This window comes from Paenibacillus etheri (genome assembly GCF_001012825.1).
Lineage (GTDB): Bacteria > Bacillota > Bacilli > Paenibacillales > Paenibacillaceae > Paenibacillus_AQ > Paenibacillus_AQ etheri.
Genome location: NZ_LCZJ02000033.1, coordinates 170358 through 189285, shown reverse-complemented (window position 1 = coordinate 189285; position 18928 = coordinate 170358). Strand labels below are relative to the sequence as shown.

23 protein-coding genes and 1 riboswitch are annotated in these 18928 nt (G+C 45.3%); of the genes, 19 read left to right on the top strand and 4 right to left on the bottom strand.

The window, feature by feature from the left end:
• On the top strand, positions 1–417 hold the full coding sequence (locus UQ64_RS20535) for an HIT family protein (RefSeq protein ID WP_060625335.1): 417 nt from the start codon (positions 1–3) through the stop codon (positions 415–417).
• A gap of 66 nt (positions 418–483) precedes the next feature.
• Here the strand turns inward: UQ64_RS20535 and UQ64_RS20530 are convergent, their stop codons facing one another.
• Complete coding sequence (locus UQ64_RS20530) at positions 484–813, bottom strand: hypothetical protein (protein WP_060625334.1); 330 nt, start codon at positions 811–813, stop codon at positions 484–486.
• 167 nt (positions 814–980) lie between these two features.
• Positions 981–1089, top strand: a riboswitch (guanidine-I (ykkC/yxkD leader).
• Positions 1090–1175: 86 nt separating this feature from the next.
• Between UQ64_RS20530 and UQ64_RS20525 the strand changes: the two genes are divergently transcribed.
• The 3 genes from UQ64_RS20525 to UQ64_RS20515 all read left to right on the top strand — a co-directional run bounded on the left by UQ64_RS20525 (position 1176) and on the right by UQ64_RS20515 (position 2869).
• Positions 1176–1520 (top strand): DMT family transporter, encoded by a 345-nt coding sequence (locus tag UQ64_RS20525; protein WP_042125357.1) that lies wholly within the window; start codon positions 1176–1178, stop codon positions 1518–1520.
• Positions 1521–1835 (top strand): DMT family transporter, encoded by a 315-nt coding sequence (locus tag UQ64_RS20520; protein ID WP_060625333.1) that lies wholly within the window; start codon positions 1521–1523, stop codon positions 1833–1835.
• 134 nt (positions 1836–1969) lie between these two features.
• Entirely contained in the window at positions 1970–2869 is a 900-nt protein-coding gene (locus UQ64_RS20515; protein WP_060625332.1) for an aldo/keto reductase, read from the top strand.
• Positions 2870–2945: 76 nt separating this feature from the next.
• Here the strand turns inward: UQ64_RS20515 and UQ64_RS20510 are convergent, their stop codons facing one another.
• Complete coding sequence (locus tag UQ64_RS20510; RefSeq protein ID WP_060625331.1) at positions 2946–4019, bottom strand: M42 family metallopeptidase; 1074 nt, start codon at positions 4017–4019, stop codon at positions 2946–2948.
• A 549-nt stretch (positions 4020–4568) separates the two neighbouring features.
• Here UQ64_RS20510 and spoVAC point away from each other — a divergent pair.
• The 15 genes from spoVAC (at position 4569) to UQ64_RS20435 (ending at position 17443) form a co-directional block, all read left to right on the top strand.
• Positions 4569–5072: a stage V sporulation protein AC gene (spoVAC, locus tag UQ64_RS20505; RefSeq protein ID WP_060625330.1), complete on the top strand. Its 504-nt coding sequence runs from the start codon at positions 4569–4571 to the stop codon at positions 5070–5072.
• Positions 5069–6100, top strand: a complete 1032-nt coding sequence (gene spoVAD, locus UQ64_RS20500; RefSeq protein ID WP_060625329.1) for a stage V sporulation protein AD — start codon at positions 5069–5071, stop codon at positions 6098–6100. Before spoVAC ends, spoVAD begins: the two co-directional genes overlap by 4 nt.
• Positions 6101–6102: 2 nt before the next feature.
• Entirely contained in the window at positions 6103–6453 is a 351-nt protein-coding gene (spoVAE, locus tag UQ64_RS20495) for a stage V sporulation protein AE (protein WP_036675923.1), read from the top strand.
• Positions 6454–6645: 192 nt separating this feature from the next.
• Positions 6646–7602: an AAA family ATPase gene (locus tag UQ64_RS20490; protein WP_042125369.1), complete on the top strand. Its 957-nt coding sequence runs from the start codon at positions 6646–6648 to the stop codon at positions 7600–7602.
• A 1-nt stretch (position 7603) separates the two neighbouring features.
• Positions 7604–8848, top strand: a complete 1245-nt coding sequence (locus UQ64_RS20485; RefSeq protein ID WP_060625328.1) for a DUF58 domain-containing protein — start codon at positions 7604–7606, stop codon at positions 8846–8848.
• Between the two features lies 1 nt (position 8849).
• Positions 8850–11087, top strand: coding sequence for a DUF4129 domain-containing transglutaminase family protein (locus UQ64_RS20480; protein WP_060625327.1), 2238 nt, complete (start codon positions 8850–8852; stop codon positions 11085–11087).
• An 88-nt stretch (positions 11088–11175) separates the two neighbouring features.
• Positions 11176–11697 carry a YqeG family HAD IIIA-type phosphatase gene (locus UQ64_RS20475; RefSeq protein WP_060625667.1) on the top strand — a complete coding sequence of 174 codons (522 nt, stop codon included), beginning with the start codon at positions 11176–11178 and terminating at the stop codon, positions 11695–11697.
• Between the two features lie 2 nt (positions 11698–11699).
• Positions 11700–12827 (top strand): ribosome biogenesis GTPase YqeH, encoded by a 1128-nt coding sequence (yqeH, locus tag UQ64_RS20470; RefSeq protein ID WP_060625326.1) that lies wholly within the window; start codon positions 11700–11702, stop codon positions 12825–12827.
• Between the two features lie 16 nt (positions 12828–12843).
• Positions 12844–13719, top strand: a complete 876-nt coding sequence (aroE, locus tag UQ64_RS20465) for a shikimate dehydrogenase (protein ID WP_280818232.1) — start codon at positions 12844–12846, stop codon at positions 13717–13719.
• A 57-nt stretch (positions 13720–13776) separates the two neighbouring features.
• Positions 13777–14070: a ribosome assembly RNA-binding protein YhbY gene (yhbY, locus tag UQ64_RS20460; protein ID WP_042125377.1), complete on the top strand. Its 294-nt coding sequence runs from the start codon at positions 13777–13779 to the stop codon at positions 14068–14070.
• A gap of 33 nt (positions 14071–14103) precedes the next feature.
• On the top strand, positions 14104–14706 hold the full coding sequence (locus UQ64_RS20455) for a nicotinate-nucleotide adenylyltransferase (protein WP_060625325.1): 603 nt from the start codon (positions 14104–14106) through the stop codon (positions 14704–14706).
• The gene (gene yqeK, locus UQ64_RS20450; protein ID WP_060625324.1) at positions 14678–15256 is read left to right on the top strand and encodes a bis(5'-nucleosyl)-tetraphosphatase (symmetrical) YqeK; all 579 of its coding nucleotides are present in this window, start codon (positions 14678–14680) and stop codon (positions 15254–15256) included. The genes UQ64_RS20455 and yqeK overlap by 29 nt, the downstream gene beginning before the upstream one ends.
• Positions 15253–15600 (top strand): ribosome silencing factor, encoded by a 348-nt coding sequence (rsfS, locus tag UQ64_RS20445; RefSeq protein WP_042185972.1) that lies wholly within the window; start codon positions 15253–15255, stop codon positions 15598–15600. Before yqeK ends, rsfS begins: the two co-directional genes overlap by 4 nt.
• Entirely contained in the window at positions 15597–16517 is a 921-nt protein-coding gene (locus tag UQ64_RS20440; RefSeq protein ID WP_060625323.1) for a CvfB family protein, read from the top strand. Before rsfS ends, UQ64_RS20440 begins: the two co-directional genes overlap by 4 nt.
• A 155-nt stretch (positions 16518–16672) precedes the next feature.
• The gene (locus tag UQ64_RS20435) at positions 16673–17443 is read left to right on the top strand and encodes a class I SAM-dependent DNA methyltransferase (protein ID WP_060625322.1); all 771 of its coding nucleotides are present in this window, start codon (positions 16673–16675) and stop codon (positions 17441–17443) included.
• Between the two features lie 208 nt (positions 17444–17651).
• On the opposite strand, the gene UQ64_RS20430 is transcribed toward UQ64_RS20435, so the two are convergent.
• Entirely contained in the window at positions 17652–17810 is a 159-nt protein-coding gene (locus UQ64_RS20430) for a hypothetical protein (protein ID WP_060625321.1), read from the bottom strand.
• Between the two features lie 130 nt (positions 17811–17940).
• Positions 17941–18897 carry an ArsR/SmtB family transcription factor gene (locus UQ64_RS20425; RefSeq protein ID WP_060625320.1) on the bottom strand — a complete coding sequence of 319 codons (957 nt, stop codon included), beginning with the start codon at positions 18895–18897 and terminating at the stop codon, positions 17941–17943.
• Positions 18898–18928 lie beyond the last annotated feature (31 nt).

Here is an 18928-nt window from a genome sequence, read left to right as displayed (position 1 = left end):
ATGGAGTGCTTGGGATGTCGGATTGCTAACGGAATTGAGCCTAACGTAAAAGTAGTATATGAGAATGAATCTATTACTTGTGTGCTAGATATCGCTCCATTTAATGAAGGACATATCTTGATTCTTCCTAAAAAGCATTACTTGGATCTCGAAGAAATCGATTCAGAGACTTCCTATGCGATAATGGACGGGTCGAAGAAGTTGTCAATTATCTTGAAGGATCTATTCAACCCAGATGGCATAAGCATATGCCAAAATGGCGGGAAGTTTAACGACCTGACCCACTACCATATGCACCTCATCCCTAGATACGAAGGCGATGGATTCGCGTGGAGTGAACCATTACAACCGCACGGTGCTGAGAATTTTTTAAGTCAGACGCAAGGAAAGATTCTTGAAGTATTAAAAGGGCAATAAACATAAAAAGGGCATTCCTGAAGCAATATCAGGGATGCCCTTTTCCTTTTGTTATAGCGTAACGCTCTAATCACATCCGCCACCGCCACCAGAATCTCCTCCACCGAAATCTCCCCCGCCACTGTGTCCGCTATCCCCACCCCAGCTATGGCCGCTGTCATGTCCAGAATGGTGATGAGAGTCGCTCCCGTGATGGTGTTGATGGTGGTGATTAGAGTGATTCGGGTTATTTGGATCCAGGAGATCTGGATGGCTAGCTGCCATAAAAGACATGCTGGCGGCATCATCACGTCTATTCCTTTCAAATCTGTTACTGCTTGAGCTTGAGCCATTACGAACTACGGACTGTATAATTATGTATACAATAACTCCAATAAACAGTATCCCAAAGACCATTAGATCGCCCTCCTAGTTGTTCATTATAAGCTGTATTCTCTTAAATTGTACCATAATATTGAATAAATGGATTTAAAAAATGAAATTAAGCTATGAATTTGTTCTTTTTTATTTAGAAAAGGTTGATTTTATCACCCCGATTTGCTACCATACGATGTAACTTAATAGTTATTGTTTTCTAGGGTTCCGCAGCTGGTGCACAGCTGGTCTGGTCCGAGGGAAAACGCACGAACAGCATCGTTCGTGTCTACACGGAGGGATAAAAGCCCGGGAGGTATCGCCATATATGGCGACGACCTTCCGGGCTTATTTGTTTGTTTCGTGGGCAATTATAAAGTAGGTGAATTAAAGGAGGGCTTGAAATGAAAAATAATTCAGAGTGGTTAAAGGTAGTTGGTGCAGCCGTTTTCGAGGTCATGTGGGTCATCGGCTTAAAACATGCCTCCACGATGTGGGAGTGGCTGATAACTGTGGTAGCTATAATAATAAGCTTCTATGTGATGATTTCAGCGAGTACCAAACTGCCGGTCGGCACGGTATATTCCGTGTTTGTTGGTCTAGGAACTGCAGGTACAGTAGTTGCGGACATGGTTTTATTCGGAGAACCGTTCAAGTTGATGAAGCTGGTTCTAGTGGTTATTTTGCTGGCAGGCGTTATAGGATTGAAAATGGTGACCAAAGAAGCCGAAGTAAAGGGGGAGTCTTAAATGGCATGGGTATTTCTGGTAGTTGCTGGTTTATTTGAAATGTTTGGAGTAGCTATGATTAACAGGTTGAATAAATACCGAAATTTCCTGTCGTTCGCGCTGCTCTTTCTTGGTTTCGGAGCAAGCTTTCTGTTTCTGTCTTTAGCCATGAAGAGTCTGCCGATGGGAACAGCTTATGCGGTATGGACGGGGATCGGTGCATCCGGTGGAGCGATTCTGGGGATGTTGTTGTATGGGGAGGCTAAAGATTGGCGCCGGATCGTTTGTATTATTATGATTCTGGGGGCTGCTGTGGGACTAAAACTGATAGCTTAGTTTGGTATTCATTCTTTACTTTTTCTCTTCAAAAGAGGGATTAGTTATAAATTGGACACGATTCAGATGTTTAGAAAGGTTCTTATAGGTCGTATAAAGTAAGTATACAATACTTCAATAAGGGGATTTTTAATATGACTAAGGATTCAATCGAACATTTGGCTGAAATCGCAACAATGAATCAATCTAACCGCATGCTGCTTCCAGATGGAACGTCACTTCCCAGAATCGGGCAGGGAACTTGGAATATGGGTGACGACGCGTCCCGTAGGGAGGAAGAGATTACTGCACTGAGATTAGGTGTGGAACTAGGCATAAATTTAATAGATACGGCTGAGATGTATGGAGACGGGCGCTCTGAGCTTTTAGTAGGTGAGGCTATCACAGGCATTCGGGATCAAGTTTTCTTGGTGTCAAAAGTCTATCCACAAAATGCCGGGAATGAGCGCCTTATCCGCAGCTGTGAAGAAAGCTTGAAACGCTTGAATACGGATCATCTGGATCTTTATTTGCTGCATTGGCGGGGAGATATCCCACTAGAAGAGACTGTTCTAGGTATGGAAAAACTAATCTCTCAAGGAAAAATAGCAAGATGGGGTGTATCTAACTTCGATATCGACGATATGAAAGAGTTGCTTAAACTTGCTGAAGGAACTCATTGTGCTACCAATCAGATTCTTTATCATTTAGGGTCCAGAGGCATTGAAACTGAACTGCTGCCATGGCAAAGAAGCCACAAGATCCCGGTAATGGCTTACTCACCGCTTGCTCAAGCAGGTTCACTCCGAAAAGGAGTGATCGAGAGTGAAGTCGTTCAGGAAATCGCTAGTGCACATCAAGCAACTCCGCTTCAGATTATGCTGGCTTGGACGGTGCGTGAAGAGGATGTTATTTCTATCCCAAAAGCTTCTTCTCGTAAGCATGTCATTGAGAATGCTGCCGCAGGCTTGATTACACTAAGTAAAGATGAAATTTGGAAGTTGGACGAAGCTTTCCCAATACCGTCTTGGAAAGTGCCGCTAGATATGATCTAAATTAGTTCTATTCACATAAAAAGAAGCCCTCAATCACTGTAAAAGTGTTTGAGGGCTTCTTTAATTCTTTATGCGATTAGCTGTTCTCAATGATTGTCTGTAGTGTGGTCCGATCAAGCCCTTCTACCAGCTTGATCAGAAGCTCTTTAGCAGCATCGTAGTCATCACTGTGAATCACTGATGAAGCGGTGTGTATGTATCGGGAGCATATTCCGATTACTGCGGAAGGAACACCGATTCCACTAACATGAACTTGACCCGCATCTGTTCCACCTTGGGATACAAAATACTGATATTTGATCCGGTGAGTATCCGCTGTATCTTGTACATATTCAATCAGACCGCGATGTGTAACCATCGTAGGATCGAGGATGCGCAGGAGAGCACCTTTACCCAGATGGCCAAATGCTTGGCTGTCACCTGTCATATCGGCAGCAGCGCTCGCGTCCAGACCGAAGAAGATATCCGGTGACAGGAGATTAGCCGCAGTACGGGCGCCCCGCAGACCTACTTCCTCTTGTACAGTGGCACCAGCGAAAACGGTGTTCGGCAGCTTTTTACCGTGCAATGCTTTAACTAGTTCAATGGCGAGACCTACGCCGTAACGGTTGTCCCAAGCTTTCGCCAAGATTTTTTTGGGATTAGCAAGGGGGGTAAAGGGACAAATCGGCAGAACTTGTTGGCCTGGTCTAACGCCAAAGCTTTCTGCTTCCTCGCGGCTGTCTGCACCGATATCAATATACATTTTGCTAATTTCACCAGTCTTACCGCGTTCTTCATTACTTAACAAATGGATTGGCGTGCTGCCAACAACACCGGTCAGCGTTCCTTTAGGTGTAATGATATGAAGACGTTGGGATGCAACAGCAGAGGCAAGCCAGCCGCCAAGTGGTTGAAAACGGATCATTCCGGTGTTAGTAATTCCAGTTACCATGAAACCTACTTCGTCAAAGTGCCCGGCGACCATAATTTTTGGCCCGTTCTCTTCGCCGCGCAGTACGCCGAACAAACTTCCGAGACGATCCTGTACGAACTCATCAGTATAAGGAGTCATAGCATCCTTGACGTAAGCGCGGAGTTCGCGCTCGAATCCTGGGGCTGAGGGAAATTCGGTAAGTGTTTTGAACATGTTCAGTGTTTCTTGATTCATATGAATTCACTCCTTTATTAAAATATAAGAACACATTTATACATCATCCTTATATTTCTACGAGAAACGGATGTTATCCATAATGGACGGCATCGTTATTTCTTCCTGCAACTTAGTATGAACATTCTGAGCTCACTTGTCCATGATAAGAGACATTGAACACCGGGCACGAGCTCCGCGAATACTATGCATTAGAGGCTTTGGTGACAGTAGCCTTAGAAAGGATGCGAAGACGAATGAGGGTAGCGGGTAGCGTACCCCAACGAAGGGTGCAGGGAGGATTCTCTAGTAGGAGCCTACAAGTAAACGGAACGCACAGACGATATTGGCGCCGCAATCCAAGGGAAAGAGAAGCAGTACTTATTTTTGTGCTCTTTTTGCTGCTGATTGTTGTGTTACTGTATTTTTCCTGAACTGGAGGGACATAACGAAGCGGAGGATGGCAAACAATAAGGAAAACTTCTAAGCGAAGAACAACTTAAGGGGCTTTAAAGTGTGTACTACAATTGCTTGTCAGCCCCCTTCGCCTAACTTTCAGGAGGTGCCTCAATGCCGGCAAAAACTAAGAAATCGGGTGTCAAGCTGAAGCTTGACACCCTGACTCCACAAGATTACGATAAATTGTCCAAGCCCTTTGTTCCTGCCAGGCCCGTATTCAAAAACTGCATACGAGCGTTTATTGCTGGCGGCATAATCTGTGTTATTGGACAAGGTGTTCAGGAGGCTTTTATGGCAATTTTCGATATGAGCTCCAAGGAAGCTGCCAGTCCGACAGTCGCGGTGATGATACTGCTCTCTGTAATTCTGACCAGCTTTGGCGTGTACGACAAAATGGCTCAATGGGCTGGTGCAGGAACTGCAGTCCCAGTGACCGGGTTCGCAAACAGTATGTGCTCTGCAGCTCTAGAGCATCGCGCTGAGGGGCTTGTGCTCGGTGTAGGCGGCAATATGTTTAAGCTAGCGGGCTCGGTCATCGTATTTGGTGCCGTCGCTGCTTTCATCATTGGTATCGTCTATCTCATCTTAGGCGTAGACGGAGGTGCACATACATGAAGCAGCTTGGCAGTCAGACCTGGGAGTTCACGAACCGTCCCGTTATTCTAGGTTCTTCCGCTGTAGTAGGGCCAGAAGAGGGAGAAGGTCCTTTAGTATCAGATTTTGATTTTATATTTGATTCGCTGGAAATGGACGAGAAGACATGGGAGAAGGCAGAGCGCGCTCTTTTCGAAAAGGCAGCCATGCTAGCTCTGATTAATGCGAATATCGATAAAGAGAAGCTGGAGTTTTTTGTCGGAGGAGATTTGATGAACCAGATTATCAGCAGCTCTTTCGCAGCAAGAAAATTGGGCGTACCATATCTCGGAGTCTTTGGCGCTTGCTCTACCTCCATGGAGAGCCTTGCGATTGCCTCAATGATTGTTGATTCTGGAGGCAGCAAATATGTGCTTGCGGGAACATCCAGCCATAACTGTACGGTAGAGAAGCAATTTCGTTATCCTACTGAATATGGCTCACAGAAGCCCCCAACGGCGCAGTATACAGTTACAGGCTCGGGCTGTGCTGTAGTGGGTCAAAATGACGGCACAGGTAACTATCCAGTCGTGGTCTCAGCAACACTTGGACGTATTATGGATCTAGGCTTGACAGACCCTTTTAATATGGGAACGGCTATGGCACCTGCGGCGGCGGATACAATAACTGCGCACTTTCGGGATACCGGACTATCGCCCGGGCACTACGATCTAATTGTTACCGGGGATTTAGCATCCGTGGGACTACCCATAGCCAAAACCCTGTTAGCTAAAGAGGGGATTCCTATGGAGCAAACAACCTTTGATGATTGTGGTCTACTTATCTACGACTTGGAGAAACAGAAATATGTAATCGCTGGAGGAAGTGGCTGCGGATGTTCAGCGGTTGTAACCTATGGTCATATCCTTAAGCGCCTAAAAAAAGGACAACTTAAACGTGTGCTTATAGTGGCAACTGGCGCATTGTTATCCCCTTTGTCTTATCAGCAGGGAGAGAGCATTCCGTGTGTCGCTCATGCTGTAGCCATAGAGAGCGGAGGTGAAGCATAATGATGATTTACTTATGGGCTTTTCTGATAGGAGGAGCCATTTGCGTTATAGGGCAGCTGATGTTCGATGTATTGAAGCTGACACCTGCACATACGATGAGTACTTTAGTTGTAGCCGGGGCGATTGCCGATGCTTTTGGAATATACGATCCACTTGTGAAATTTGCAGGAGCCGGAGCAACCATACCAATCACAAGCTTTGGCAATTCCTTGGTACATGGTGCATTGACAGAGCTGGAGCGGGATGGCTGGATCGGTGTAGTTACGGGTATTTTTGATATTACAAGTGCGGGCATTTCGTCAGCTATTGTGTTCTCCTTTTTGGCAGCTTTAGTTGTACGGCCGAAGGGGTAGAAAAGTTGATCCTACATGATACGGTTGTCGTCTAAAAAAGACGGCAACCGTTTTTTTGTTTAAAACTTGTAGGATGTTTCATCTTATGGTTTTTTTTGTATTCTCACTTCGTGATCTTCAACAATGTACTTTGGGTCCCCTAATCATGTAAAATATAAATAATACTGCTTATTCTGGCTAGGAGGATCGTATATGCCCGTACGTCAAGAATCAATGCACATCATGAATGCTGTACGCACTAATTTGGAATCCTGCATACTTGGAAAATCATTTGAAATACAATTACTGTTAACCGCACTGCTTGCTGGTGGTCATGTATTGATCGAGGATGTACCGGGAACAGGGAAAACCCAACTAATACGCGCACTTTCAAGATCAATGTCCGGTGAATATCGCCGAATTCAGTGTAATCCGGATATACTTCCGAGTGATATTACAGGTGTTTCTGTCTATCATCCTAGGGATGAGATGTTTCATTTTCGGCCAGGTCCGGTAATGACGAATATTCTGCTAGCTGATGAAATTAACCGTGCTACAACGAAGACACAATCCGCACTTCTGGAAGTGATGGAGGAGAGAAACGTAACCGTGGATGGAGAGACGTATCCACTTCCGCATCCTTTCATGTTGTGCGCTACCCAGAATCCGATAGACTTTGAGGGAACTTACACGCTGCCTGAAGCTCAACTAGATCGATTCATGCTGAGAATTAGCCTTGGATATCCTGATGCAGCGACGGAGAAGAATTTATTGCTGAGCCATCAGGAAGGCCAACCTGTGGACAGGCTTTCGCCAGTAACAAGCATGGAACAAATTGCAGGGATTCAGGAAGAGATTCGTGACATCTTTATGAGCGATCCTGTGCTGAATTACTTGTTAGATATTGTGCGGCAGACAAGAGAACATCCACTAGTAATGCTAGGTGCAAGTCCACGTGCTTCACTATCCTTTATGATGGCTTGTAAAGCTTATGCCTTTTTGCAGGGAAGAGACTATGTTCTGCCTGATGATGTGAAGATCCTTACTCCATTTGCCTTGGGTCATCGTATATTGCTGCGTCCAGAGTCGCGCCTAGATAATATTAGCGTAGAATCTTTGCTTCAAAAGCTTCTGCAGAGCATTCATGTGCCTGTTACGATGAGGCAATAATATGAGACGTTATTTGTCGTCGGTAGCAGCTATCATTCAGCCATCTAAGCTTGCAAGCATCCTTGTAATTTGGAGCATTACACTCTTATATGTGCTTTTTCAGGGCGGGAAAACTGCATTTATGTTGTTTATCATGGTCTCTGTACTTATTGCATATTTGATTGCTGGAGGTTTAGGAGGCGTTCGGCGGGCTAAGGGCACTCGCAGTCTTTATTCTGAACAGGACAAGGGAGATTTGCTCTCTGCCGGAGGGCATCTTCGTGTGAAACTTAAGGTTACAATCCCCGGAATTTTGCCCTTGCCTTATGTGGTTATAAGGGAGGCCCTTAAGCGGCATAATGGAGAATCATGGGTATTTGAAGAAAGTGTGATCCCAAATCTCAGAGGAATTGGGGAATTGAAGTTTCAGACACCAGCCCTAGAACGTGGAACCTACACGTTCTCTAATACGGATATCATCAGCCAAGATATATTTGGGCTTGTCGAGCATAAGGGGACATTTTTATCTGAAGGACAATTTCAGGTTTTGCCTCGTGCGATCTACGTTCCCCGCTGGCAGTTATATGAGAGGAAATCTCGGCTATCCGGGCCTCAGACATCCGTTGTTCAATCTCGGCGTGAAACCACACAAATTAATGGCGTCCGCGACTATGTATACGGTGATCGCTTGACGCGAATTCACTGGAATGCCACTGCTAAGACCGGTTCTTGGAAATCCAAAGAGTTCGAGCATGAGTCGATTCCCAAAACCATTCTAGTTCTTGATGGAAGCACATCAGCTTATATGAATACGAATCAATTCGAATTAGCAGTTTCTGTAACGGCCTCACTACTCGGCTTCGGTATTCGAGAGAGAATTGGAATTGGTCTGTGTTGTTTGGATAAGACGACAAAGGTGTTCGCACCCGTCGAAGGTGCTGCTGAGCGTCAGAAGATGATTCAATATTTAATCGATCTTAACGCTGAGGGGCGAGGTCCGCTTATTTCCCGATTGGAAAAAGGATACCGTATGTTTCCTAAGGGTTCTTACTTCGTGTTGATCAGCCCACAGCGTGGACAGCCTGTACTTGATGCACTACGCTGGGCTGATAGCAGAGGGATGACTGCTTCTCACATTCATGTGCGAAATTCGGCAGAGATAAATAGAGGTAACGATTGGATAGACGTCCTTAGATCTCGTGGAATAACCGGTTATGGCATTAGCTCGCTTCAAGAGCTTCCCTCCGTGTTAGGAGGGGAGGGATGATATGAGAACCTGGTGGAATCAGATAAAATTCTCCTGGCACCGTTCATTCAGCTTATTTTGGCTATTGATTATTGCACAGCAGTGGATTTCTTATACGGGACCTATTTGGTTAAATCAAACCACTGCTTCTGTATGGGCTGCTCTAATAACGATCACAGTCATTGAAATTCTTATCCCAGTTAAAGTTCAGTTCAGACTAATTATGGAAATAGTAGCTATTTTCTATATCGTTTATCGCACCATTACTAATTATGAAATTTATAATCCTGACCCATGGGCCATAACACTTGGAGATAGGCTCCAGGATATTAGTGTGTATATGGTACCGTATATCTGGTTTGCTCTTGGTGCCTCTGCCTTGCTGTTGCTTTCGTCTTGGTGGGTATCCTCGAAAAGGCGCATCTTATGGTTTGTAGGAATGAACATTGTGGCGCTGGCTGCTCTTGATTCCTTTACATCTATTGTATTGTGGCAGGAAGTGGCTTGGACGGTATTTGCGGGTATGGGTTGGCTTGTCAGCCAGCACTTGAGAAGTTTTCAGCTGCATTATCCGCGTGGATGGGTACATTTGCTGGAATATCCCTCGAAAATAGTCATGAATATCGCTATCGTCTTCTCTCTGGTTATTCTAATCGGTGTGAATATGCCGGATGTAAGGCCTACTTTGACGGATCCATATACGGCTTGGCAAGATTGGAACGGAAATGGAAAGTCTTCTGGTAAGAGCACAACTGGAACAACGAAATCCAATACGGGCTCAAGTTCCTCTATTAACAATACTTCGTCTGGCTACAGTCTGAATGATGATAACCTTGGCGGGGGCTTTAACTTCGATTATACGCCGGTGATGACAGTGGTTTCGGATTTACGTACTTATATGCGTGGAGAGACACGCAGAGTCTACTCCGGAAGTGGATGGACCGATAAGGATCGATTGAAGCGGGGACCTATATCAGAGGTGGAGACGGGGGAATCCTTGGAGCAAAGTGTGTCCTCTAAGGTCACAACTCGAACGTTGAAACAGACGGTTAAAGTGCTTAACAATAATGAATTCCCTGTATTGTTCGGTGCTTACTCTGTTACTTCGGTGGATTCATTAAATGGCGAGGCAGCCGGGAAGGGTCTTTTCTGGAGAGATCGTGATAGTGAGCTTATATGGGATGTAGATGGGAAGAAACGCGATTATCCATCGAACTTCGAGCTGACTTCTGAAGTTCCTGTCATTCCTGTTCAGGAATTGGCAGCAAAGACCTATGAGGAGCTATACAAAGGTAATGATCTGGAGGAAAGTTTCCTTCAGCTGCCTGATGATTTCCCTCAACGGGTTAAAGAGCTGGCTGAGGAAATTACAGCACAAGGAACAACACCGTATGAAAAAGCAGCGCTTTTGCAACAATACTTACAACAAACCTTTCCATACACCAACAAGCCGGATATTTCACGTGTTTCAAGTAAGGATTTTGTCGATGGATTTTTGTTCGAGCTGAGGGAAGGGTACTGTGATTATTATTCAACGGCACTAGTCACTATGGCACGTTCTCTGAACATTCCTGCAAGATGGGTTAAGGGGTACGCACCTGGAGAACAGCCGGAACTGCCTATGAATCTGGCGCAGCAGGCGGGTGCGGCGAATAATAATTACACGATTACCAATGCAGATGCCCATTCCTGGGCGGAAGTCTATTTTGGTGAGTATGGTTGGATTCCGGTTGAAGCTACTCCTGGTTTTAATGTTCCTCTACTGACTAAGAATGAGCAAACACCAGAGACAGAGCCGGAAGACCAAGATGAACAAGCAGAACCTACACCTGAACCTGTGACTAATGCACAAGCAGATCAAGGCTTTCATGTGGGTGTATGGGTAATTTTGGCGGCAGTGGGTGTATTGTTATCCTGGATCATTTTTAAAATTTGGCATATGCGCTTTAAGCTTCGCTTCTTCGTTCAACAGATGCGACTGGGTCGACCTTTAACGCCTGATCAGAAAGTTGTAACGGAAACTGAGCGTTGGGTAAGGTATTTGCATCGTAAGGGAATGATAAAGGAAGAGCATGAAACACTGCGTGAAACTGTAGTCCGCTGGAGTCAGGAACGACCTGCTGTGGCCCATCATCTTTCTTCACTGCTAACGATGTTTGAACAAGCGAAGTATAGCCCTGATGTTATTGAAGACAAAGACTGGCAGAGCGTGTATACTGAAGCTTTGCGGCTGCGGAGAACGATAAGATCCAAGAAATAGCGTGATTGCAGTAAATCATTGATATAGATTTATTTGCGTAGCGCATGGAGTATGTTATAGTTTTTTGTATGAAATCGAGGTGAACGTATTGTTTGAAATGTTAGTTCCCAAACTCCGGGTGAATACGGTATTCGATATTTCTCTGGAAGAGCTGTATCGACAGGGATACCGTGGAATCATTACGGATCTGGATAACACACTGGTCGGTGCCAAAGCGCCTGTGGCTACTCCGGAGCTGTTGTTATGGTTTGAGAAGGTGAAGGAATTGGGCTTTAAGCTCATCATCGTATCCAATAACAACATGGATCGGGTGTCACGCTTTGCTACACCGCTTAATATTGAATTTGTGCATCAGGCTCGTAAACCGAGTAATGCTCCTTTTCTCAAAGCGATGAAGCAGATGGAGTTGCCACCGGAGCAAACGATTGTGGTGGGAGACCAAATGCTTACAGATGTATACGGCGGCAATCGGCTTGGCCTGTATACCGTATTGGTGCTGCCAATCTCCGTTAAGGATGAAGGGTTCGGTACAAGATTTAATCGCCGGGTAGAGCGAGTTGCTCTGACACGGCTTCGTAAAAAAGGATTGTGGCACGAGGAGGATAAATAGTAATGAACGAACAAAGTGAAACACAGCGTGCTGAGAAGTGTAGCGGTTGTGGTATCAAGCTTCAGACGGAGCATAAGGATCAACCAGGATACCTTCCGGAAGTCGCACTTGATCGGGACCCCGTGATTTGCCAGCGCTGTTTCCGGATTAAGAATTATAACGAGGCTTCATCTGTTTCTGTGAATCAGGATGAATTTCTTCGCTTGCTGAGTGGAGTAGGGGAGAAAAATGCACTTGTTATTCATATTGTGGACATTTTCGATTTTGAAGGCAGTTTGATTTCCGGCCTTCAGCGGTTTGTCGGTAATAACCCAGTTATTCTTGCAGTGAATAAATGTGATCTGCTACCTAAGGTTACGAACTGGAATAAACTGCGTAACTGGATGCAACAACGCTGTAAAGAAGAAGGATTGCGGACAGCTGAAATCGTACTTTGTAGTGCGAAACGTAATCAAGGTTTTGACCGTTTGCTGGAGGCCGTAACAGAACTGCGTGGTGAGCGTGATGTTTATGTAGTGGGTGCAACGAATGTAGGGAAATCCACGCTTATCAACCGTCTGATTTCAGACTATAGCGATTTGGAGCAGGAGTTAACCACTTCACGTTACCCTGGTACAACACTCGATACGGTCAAAATCCCACTGGATGATGGCCACTATATTATTGATACGCCAGGGATCGTGTATCCATGGCGTTATAGTGAACTAGTTGAGCGTCAAGATTTGGATGCGGTTATGCCTGCTAACCCGTTAAAACCTGCAGTATACCAGTTGAACGAAGGACAAACTCTTTTCTTCGGTGGACTGGGACGTTTTGATTTCGTGCAAGGCCCACATCAATCGTTCACTTGCTTTATTAGTGGTACTTTAAAAATCCATCGTACCAAGCTGGAACGTGCAGATTCCCTTTATGAGGACCATCGTGGTGAAATGTTGTCTCCTCCAGGAAGTGACCGGATGGACAAGCTGCCACCGTGGCAACGGCATGAGTTCCGTATTAATAAAGGCAGTCGGAGCGATCTATACATTTCAGGTTTAGGCTGGATTAAGGTCAACGGGATAGAAGGCGCAGTCGTGGCTATCCACGTTCCGCGTGGTGTGAAGGTGCTTACCCGCCCTTCGATGATCTGACGGGGAGGCTATTACAGTGTCTTTGATAACTGCAACCGAGGGCTACAATACCGGGAATATTCTGCTGGGCGTAATGGGAGATCCTATTATACAATCAAAATCTCCTATTATGCATGAAGCAGCACTGCAAGCATTGGGAATTCCGGGTGCTTACGTGCCTCTTCATATCCTTCCGGAGAATCTGGAAGATGCGGTGCAAGCGATTCGCACGCTTGGGTTCCGTGGGGTAAATGTGACAATTCCGCATAAGGTTGCGGTGATGGCTCATGTGGATCTATTAGATGAAAGTGCGGTAGCCGTTGGTGCAGTCAATACGATTGTTAATAATAACGGGATACTCACCGGATATAATACGGATGGAATCGGTTATGTACGTTCGCTTAAAGCGGAAGCCATTTCTGATTTGTCAGGTTCGAAGATTATGGTGATTGGAGCCGGCGGAGCAGCAAGAGGAATTGTTGCCGCACTGCTTCAGGAGAAGCCTTCTGCTATCCTTATCGCTAATCGCAGTGTTGATAAGGCACAGGACTTAGCTGCAGAGTGCCAGAGCAAAGGGAATGTCATTGGGATTAGCATGAACGAAGTGGCGGAAATGCTGGATGGTGTTAATGTACTGATTAATACAACCTCCGTAGGAATGTATCCTCATATGGATGAGACACCGATAGATCCTGGACTGCTTCGTGCAGGGATGGTCGTAAGTGATCTGATTTATAATCCACTGCGTACGCGTCTATTGTTAGAAGGACTTGAACGGGGCTGTACGATTCATGGAGGCCTCGGGATGTTTGTCTATCAGGGCGCCTATGCACTGGAGTACTGGACAGGACAACCTGCTCCTACGGAAATCATGCGTCAGACCATACTCAATTGTCTGGGTGGAAAAGAGTAAGAAATGGATTCATCAATTTAGGGTAATAATATATGTTAATTAAGGAGTTATTCATTTATGTTAACTGGTAAACAAACACGGTATCTTCGTTCATTGGCGCATCACCTCGATCCTATTTTTCAAGTGGGCAAAGGTGGAGTAAATGATCACCTCGTACGCCACATTGAAGAAGCTATTGAGAAGCGTGAGCTTATGAAGATTAGTATACTGAGCAACAATATTGAGAATCCCAAAGAAATCGGTGCGCTACTTGCCGAACAATCGGGTTCTGAGCTTGTACAAGTAATCGGAAAGACCATTGTCTTGTACAAGGAATCGCGTGATAACAAAACCATTGAGCTGCCACGCTAATACCTGAAAGCATACTACCGAGGAGGTCGTCCCTTGAAAGTTGGAATTATGGGAGGTACCTTTGATCCTCTTCATATCGGTCATATGATGGCAGCGGAAGCAGCTAGAGAAACTTATGGACTTCAAGAAGTATGGTTCATGCCTTCACATATCCCGCCTCATAAACATGAGGCAGGGGTATCTGGAGCAGACCGGCTGGCAATGGTGCAGGAAGCGATACACAATCATGAAGCTTTTCGCACATTAGACTGGGAAGTTGTCAGAGGTGGCGTTTCCTATACGTATGAGACCATAAGACGGCTGCAAGAGGCGTATCCGCATTTCGATCTTTATTTCATCATCGGAGCGGATATGGTCCAATATTTACCGAAATGGAACGAGATTGAAGAGCTTGTGCAGCGGCTCACATTTATCGGCGTAGGTCGTCCGGGAACACCTATTGATCTAGACGCATTGCCAACCTATATAGCAGAAAAGGTGCTACTAGCAGATATGCCTCTGGTTGATATTTCGTCAACGATGTTAAGAGAACGGGCTGCAACGGGCAAATCCATTCGTTATATGGTACCTGAGGCAGTGTTCGATTATGTTCAAAGGAGTGGATTGTATGGTATACAGCCGCGAAGCTCTGATTGAGGCGGTCTCGACACAAATGCCTGCTAAGCGCTGGAAGCATACACTGGGCGTCATGGAGTCATCCATTCAACTAGCGGAGCAATATGGCGCTGATCCTGAGCGTGCAGAGACAGCAGCGATTCTGCATGATGTAGCCAAGTATTGGCCTGTGGAGAGAATGAAGGAGATTATCGAGCAGAATCATCTGAACTTGAATCTTCTGAAGCATGACAAGCAGCTGTGGCATTCGGAAGTAGGAGCCTTTGTAGCAGAGCAAGATTATGGGATCACAGATCCGGATATTCTTAATGCGATCCGTTTTCACACCTCAGGTCGTGAAGACATGAGTTTACTTGAGAAAATTGTCTGTCTCGCCGACTATATCGAGCCTGGCCGCGATTTTCCAGGGGTCGATAAGATACGTAAGCTGGCAAAAGAAAGTTTGGAAGAAGGACTAGTCGCTGGATTTGATTCTACGATTAGTTTGCTACTGGAAAAACGCCGAGTGATCTTTCCGTTAACGGTACTGGCGCGTAATGATTTAGTTAGAATATTGGAGGATAAAATATGAGTGTACAACCAAGCAAGCTGTTAGAACTGGCCCTTAAGGCTGTGGAAGATAAAAAAGCAATGAACGTAGTGGCATTAGATCTGCGTACTGTTTCACCAATTAGTGATTACTTTGTTGTATGTCATGGTAATTCGGATACCCAAGTACAGTCCATCGCTACCGAAGTCCGCAAAGTAGTCCATGAAGCAGGCGGAGTAATTAAGGGTATCGAAGGAATGGATTCAGCACGCTGGGTACTGATGGATCTTGGAGATGTTATCGTTCATATTTTCCACCGTGATGAACGTGAATACTACAATATTGAGCGTCTGTGGTCGGATGCGAAGGTAGTGGAGACTGTATGAGCCTGATTGCAGGAACTACAGTTACACTTAATGTAGTAAGAGAGGTATCCCCATACGGATTTTTCCTGAACGCAGGAGATCAGGATGTTATGCTGCATTATACAGAGCTTACCGAGAAGGTTAAGACAGGCGATAAAGTTGAAGTCTTTATCTTCTTCGATACCGAGGATCGTCTTGCGGCAACGATGAAGAAACCGTTTCTAACGTTGGGCGAGATGGCGTTATTGGAAGTAGCTGATATTCATCCACGGCTGGGCTGCTTCTTGGAAATGGGCCTTGGACGGCAGCTGCTGTTGCCAATCCGTGAGCTTCCAGAGCTTCCAGAGCTTCGTCCTCAGGTCGGTGACTATGTGTATGCGATTATGGAACATGATAAACAGGGGCGTCTTCGTGCTAAATTAGCTGGAGAACAGGAACTAGCTCCGCTAGCTCTTCCTGCGCCTGAATCCTGGATGGGACAGACTGTGACAGCCCGGGTGTATAAGCCGCTGCAGATGGGGACTTTTGTTCTTGTAGATGCTGGAGTTTTAGGCTTTGGTATTATCGGTATGGTCCATTCCTCTGAACGGAGTCGTCTACTACGTCTTGGAGAGCAGTTCGAAGCACGTGTCTCCCATATCCGTGAGGATGGTCGTGTTAACCTTTCTATGGGTCTCCGTAAAGAAGTAGGCATGGATGTAGACTCTGCCTCGATTTTGGAGTTCTTGCATGCCCGTCCGGGTGGAGCAATGCCTTATTCGGATGCAACACCACCCGATATTATCAAGCAACGTTTCGGAATTAGCAAATCAGCCTTTAAGCGTGCGCTTGGAAAGCTGATGAAGGAAGGCCATATTACCCAAAAAGAGAATTGGACGTATCTTGCTCCTAAGGAAGAGGAAGCTTTAACCGAGGGAAATGAAGAAACAACCGAATAATTTAAAATATGAGATAGTATAAGTTTCACACTATACGTTCTCCTTATATTTCTCGCTTAAACGCTCACCGTCCTTGTAGGGATGCCGAGGGCGTTTATGCTTGTTGGGCCAATAATAGAATCATATTAAATGTTGTAATAGAAAGCGGTGTACTAGTGTCTTCCTATGGGAAATTTGCTTATGTATACGATGAGCTCATGGCAGATATGCCGTATCCTGATTGGATCTCCTTTGCTGAAACCGCATGGAGCAAATATGGTAAGCCTGTAACCGTGGCTGAGCTTGGCTGCGGCACAGGGAGTATCACCATTCCTTTGGCGGGTTCAGGATATCATATGACCGGAATCGATCTATCTTCAGACATGCTCTCAGTGGCACAGCGCAAAATGGAGGAGCATCCCCAGGGACGGCGCTTTTTGCGCGAAGGTAGTGTTCGTTGGATTAGACAAAACATGAAGGAATGGGAGCTTCCAGAGCTTGTAGACTCTGTGATTTCATTCTGTGACTGTCTGAACTATGTACTGGAAGAAGACGATGTCAGAGCTGTCTTTGCTAGTACCTTTGCAGGTCTGAAGCAAGGCGGCACCTTTCTGTTCGATGTGCATCATCCGAACACACTGATCCGTTATGAAGAAGAGCAGCCCTTTATTCTGGACGAACCGTCGGTGTCCTATATTTGGACTTGTGAGATGGATGTTCCACGCCATGAAATAGAACATCATCTGTCCATTTTCGCTCGCGAAGAGGGGCGGAGTGATGTTTATCGCCGTTTCGAAGAGACGCATATTCAGCGTGCCTACGATCCCCAGTGGATGAAGGATGAACTGCTTAAGGCTGGCTTTAGTGATGTGAGAACTTACGCCGATTTCGAGTGGATAGAGGCGGATGATGATGCTGAACGTTTATTTTATATTGCTATAAAATAAATAGAGAAGGGCTGTCCCATAAGCTATGAAAATAGCTGGTGAGACAGCCTTCTTTTTGTGAGCTCGGTTGCAGAGCAGAGAGAGAGTAGGGTTGCCGCTATTGGCCTGAAAAATGCCTAATAGCATGTATGAAGTAGCTGTAATTGCGCTAATATGTGAACATCAAAAAAACCGGGCAGTGTTTATGCCACCCGGCATCTTCCAATCCTTACCGATGCTCAAACAGATCAATGGCACCCAATACGACATGAGCCAGACCAAATCCAAGTACGCCTGTTGCTGCCATCTTATACTTGCTTCCAAGAAAAGCGGCGCTAGAAGCGATTACGACGGTTCCAAGAACAGCGGGAATTAGACCTTCACGCATTCGAAACACTCCTTCTCGGTGGTTTGGGAGACAAGGTTATTATGAGTCAAAATCAAAAAAATATACAAAGCAAAAGAAGACCTTAGACCAGTTATTGCTGGTTCTAAGGTCTTCTTGCTTAGGGATAATTTTACTCTGATAAGGTAACGGCAGTACGAGAGGCGCCAATTTCTACTTCATGTACATCGTATAGTACACGCGCGAGTAAGTCCTGGCTGTAGTTGCCAAAATGTTTGCCGTAAATGGTGAGCCCACGTTTATTTACAGGCTTGTCCGTTACAGCTATCCGGAAAGTGAGTTCGCTCTTATAATCCAACTGAATGTCATCCAGTGTCACGTCAGAAATTCGGCAGCCGTCAATGAAGCTACCTTCATTATTAATACGGATTAATTTGAGCATACCGTATTGATTTAAATGTGGCGGCCACCAGTCTGGATTAAACGTTCCTCGGGTGTCTCCGAAATCTCCAGGACTAGTCCAGTAGCCGATTTTTATTCCGTTTAAGTAGAAATAAAGGTCGGAGGGATAGTTATCGTTAGATCCAGGGGCTTCAGAGCCAATCTCCATTGAGAATTGGATTTCGCGGAACGTTTGGTTAGCTTTAAGATAGTTCGGAATTCTATATTCGAGAAAGCCCTCAGCCATCCAAATGATTTCGGATTCAATCCGCTGAGGATCAGCGAAATAACGGGGTTCGTCGAAGTCACCGATAATACTGTCTTTGGTAGCAAGTCCACAGGTTGGAATGGCCTGATAGTTGCTATAATGTCCTACTTGGATTTCTACTTCGTAGAGATTATCAACATCCTTACTGCGAAGATCAACAATAAGCTTATCCTTATTTAAATAGCAGACCTTCTGAATGCCATGTTTGCCGACAGATGTGTTTATCTCGATGAGACCGCTTTCTTCTAACTTTTTAATATGCATCGTGATTGCGCCATTGCTGAGGTTCAGCTTCTTGGCTATTTCATTCAGGTTCAGTGCTTGATTGGTAGCTAAAAGTTCGAGTATGAGGATTCTGATTTCAGAACTAAGCGCCTTGAATATTTCAAGACCACTCATTAAATCTTTAATATAGATCATTTTATCCACTACCTTCTTCCAAATGGTCATA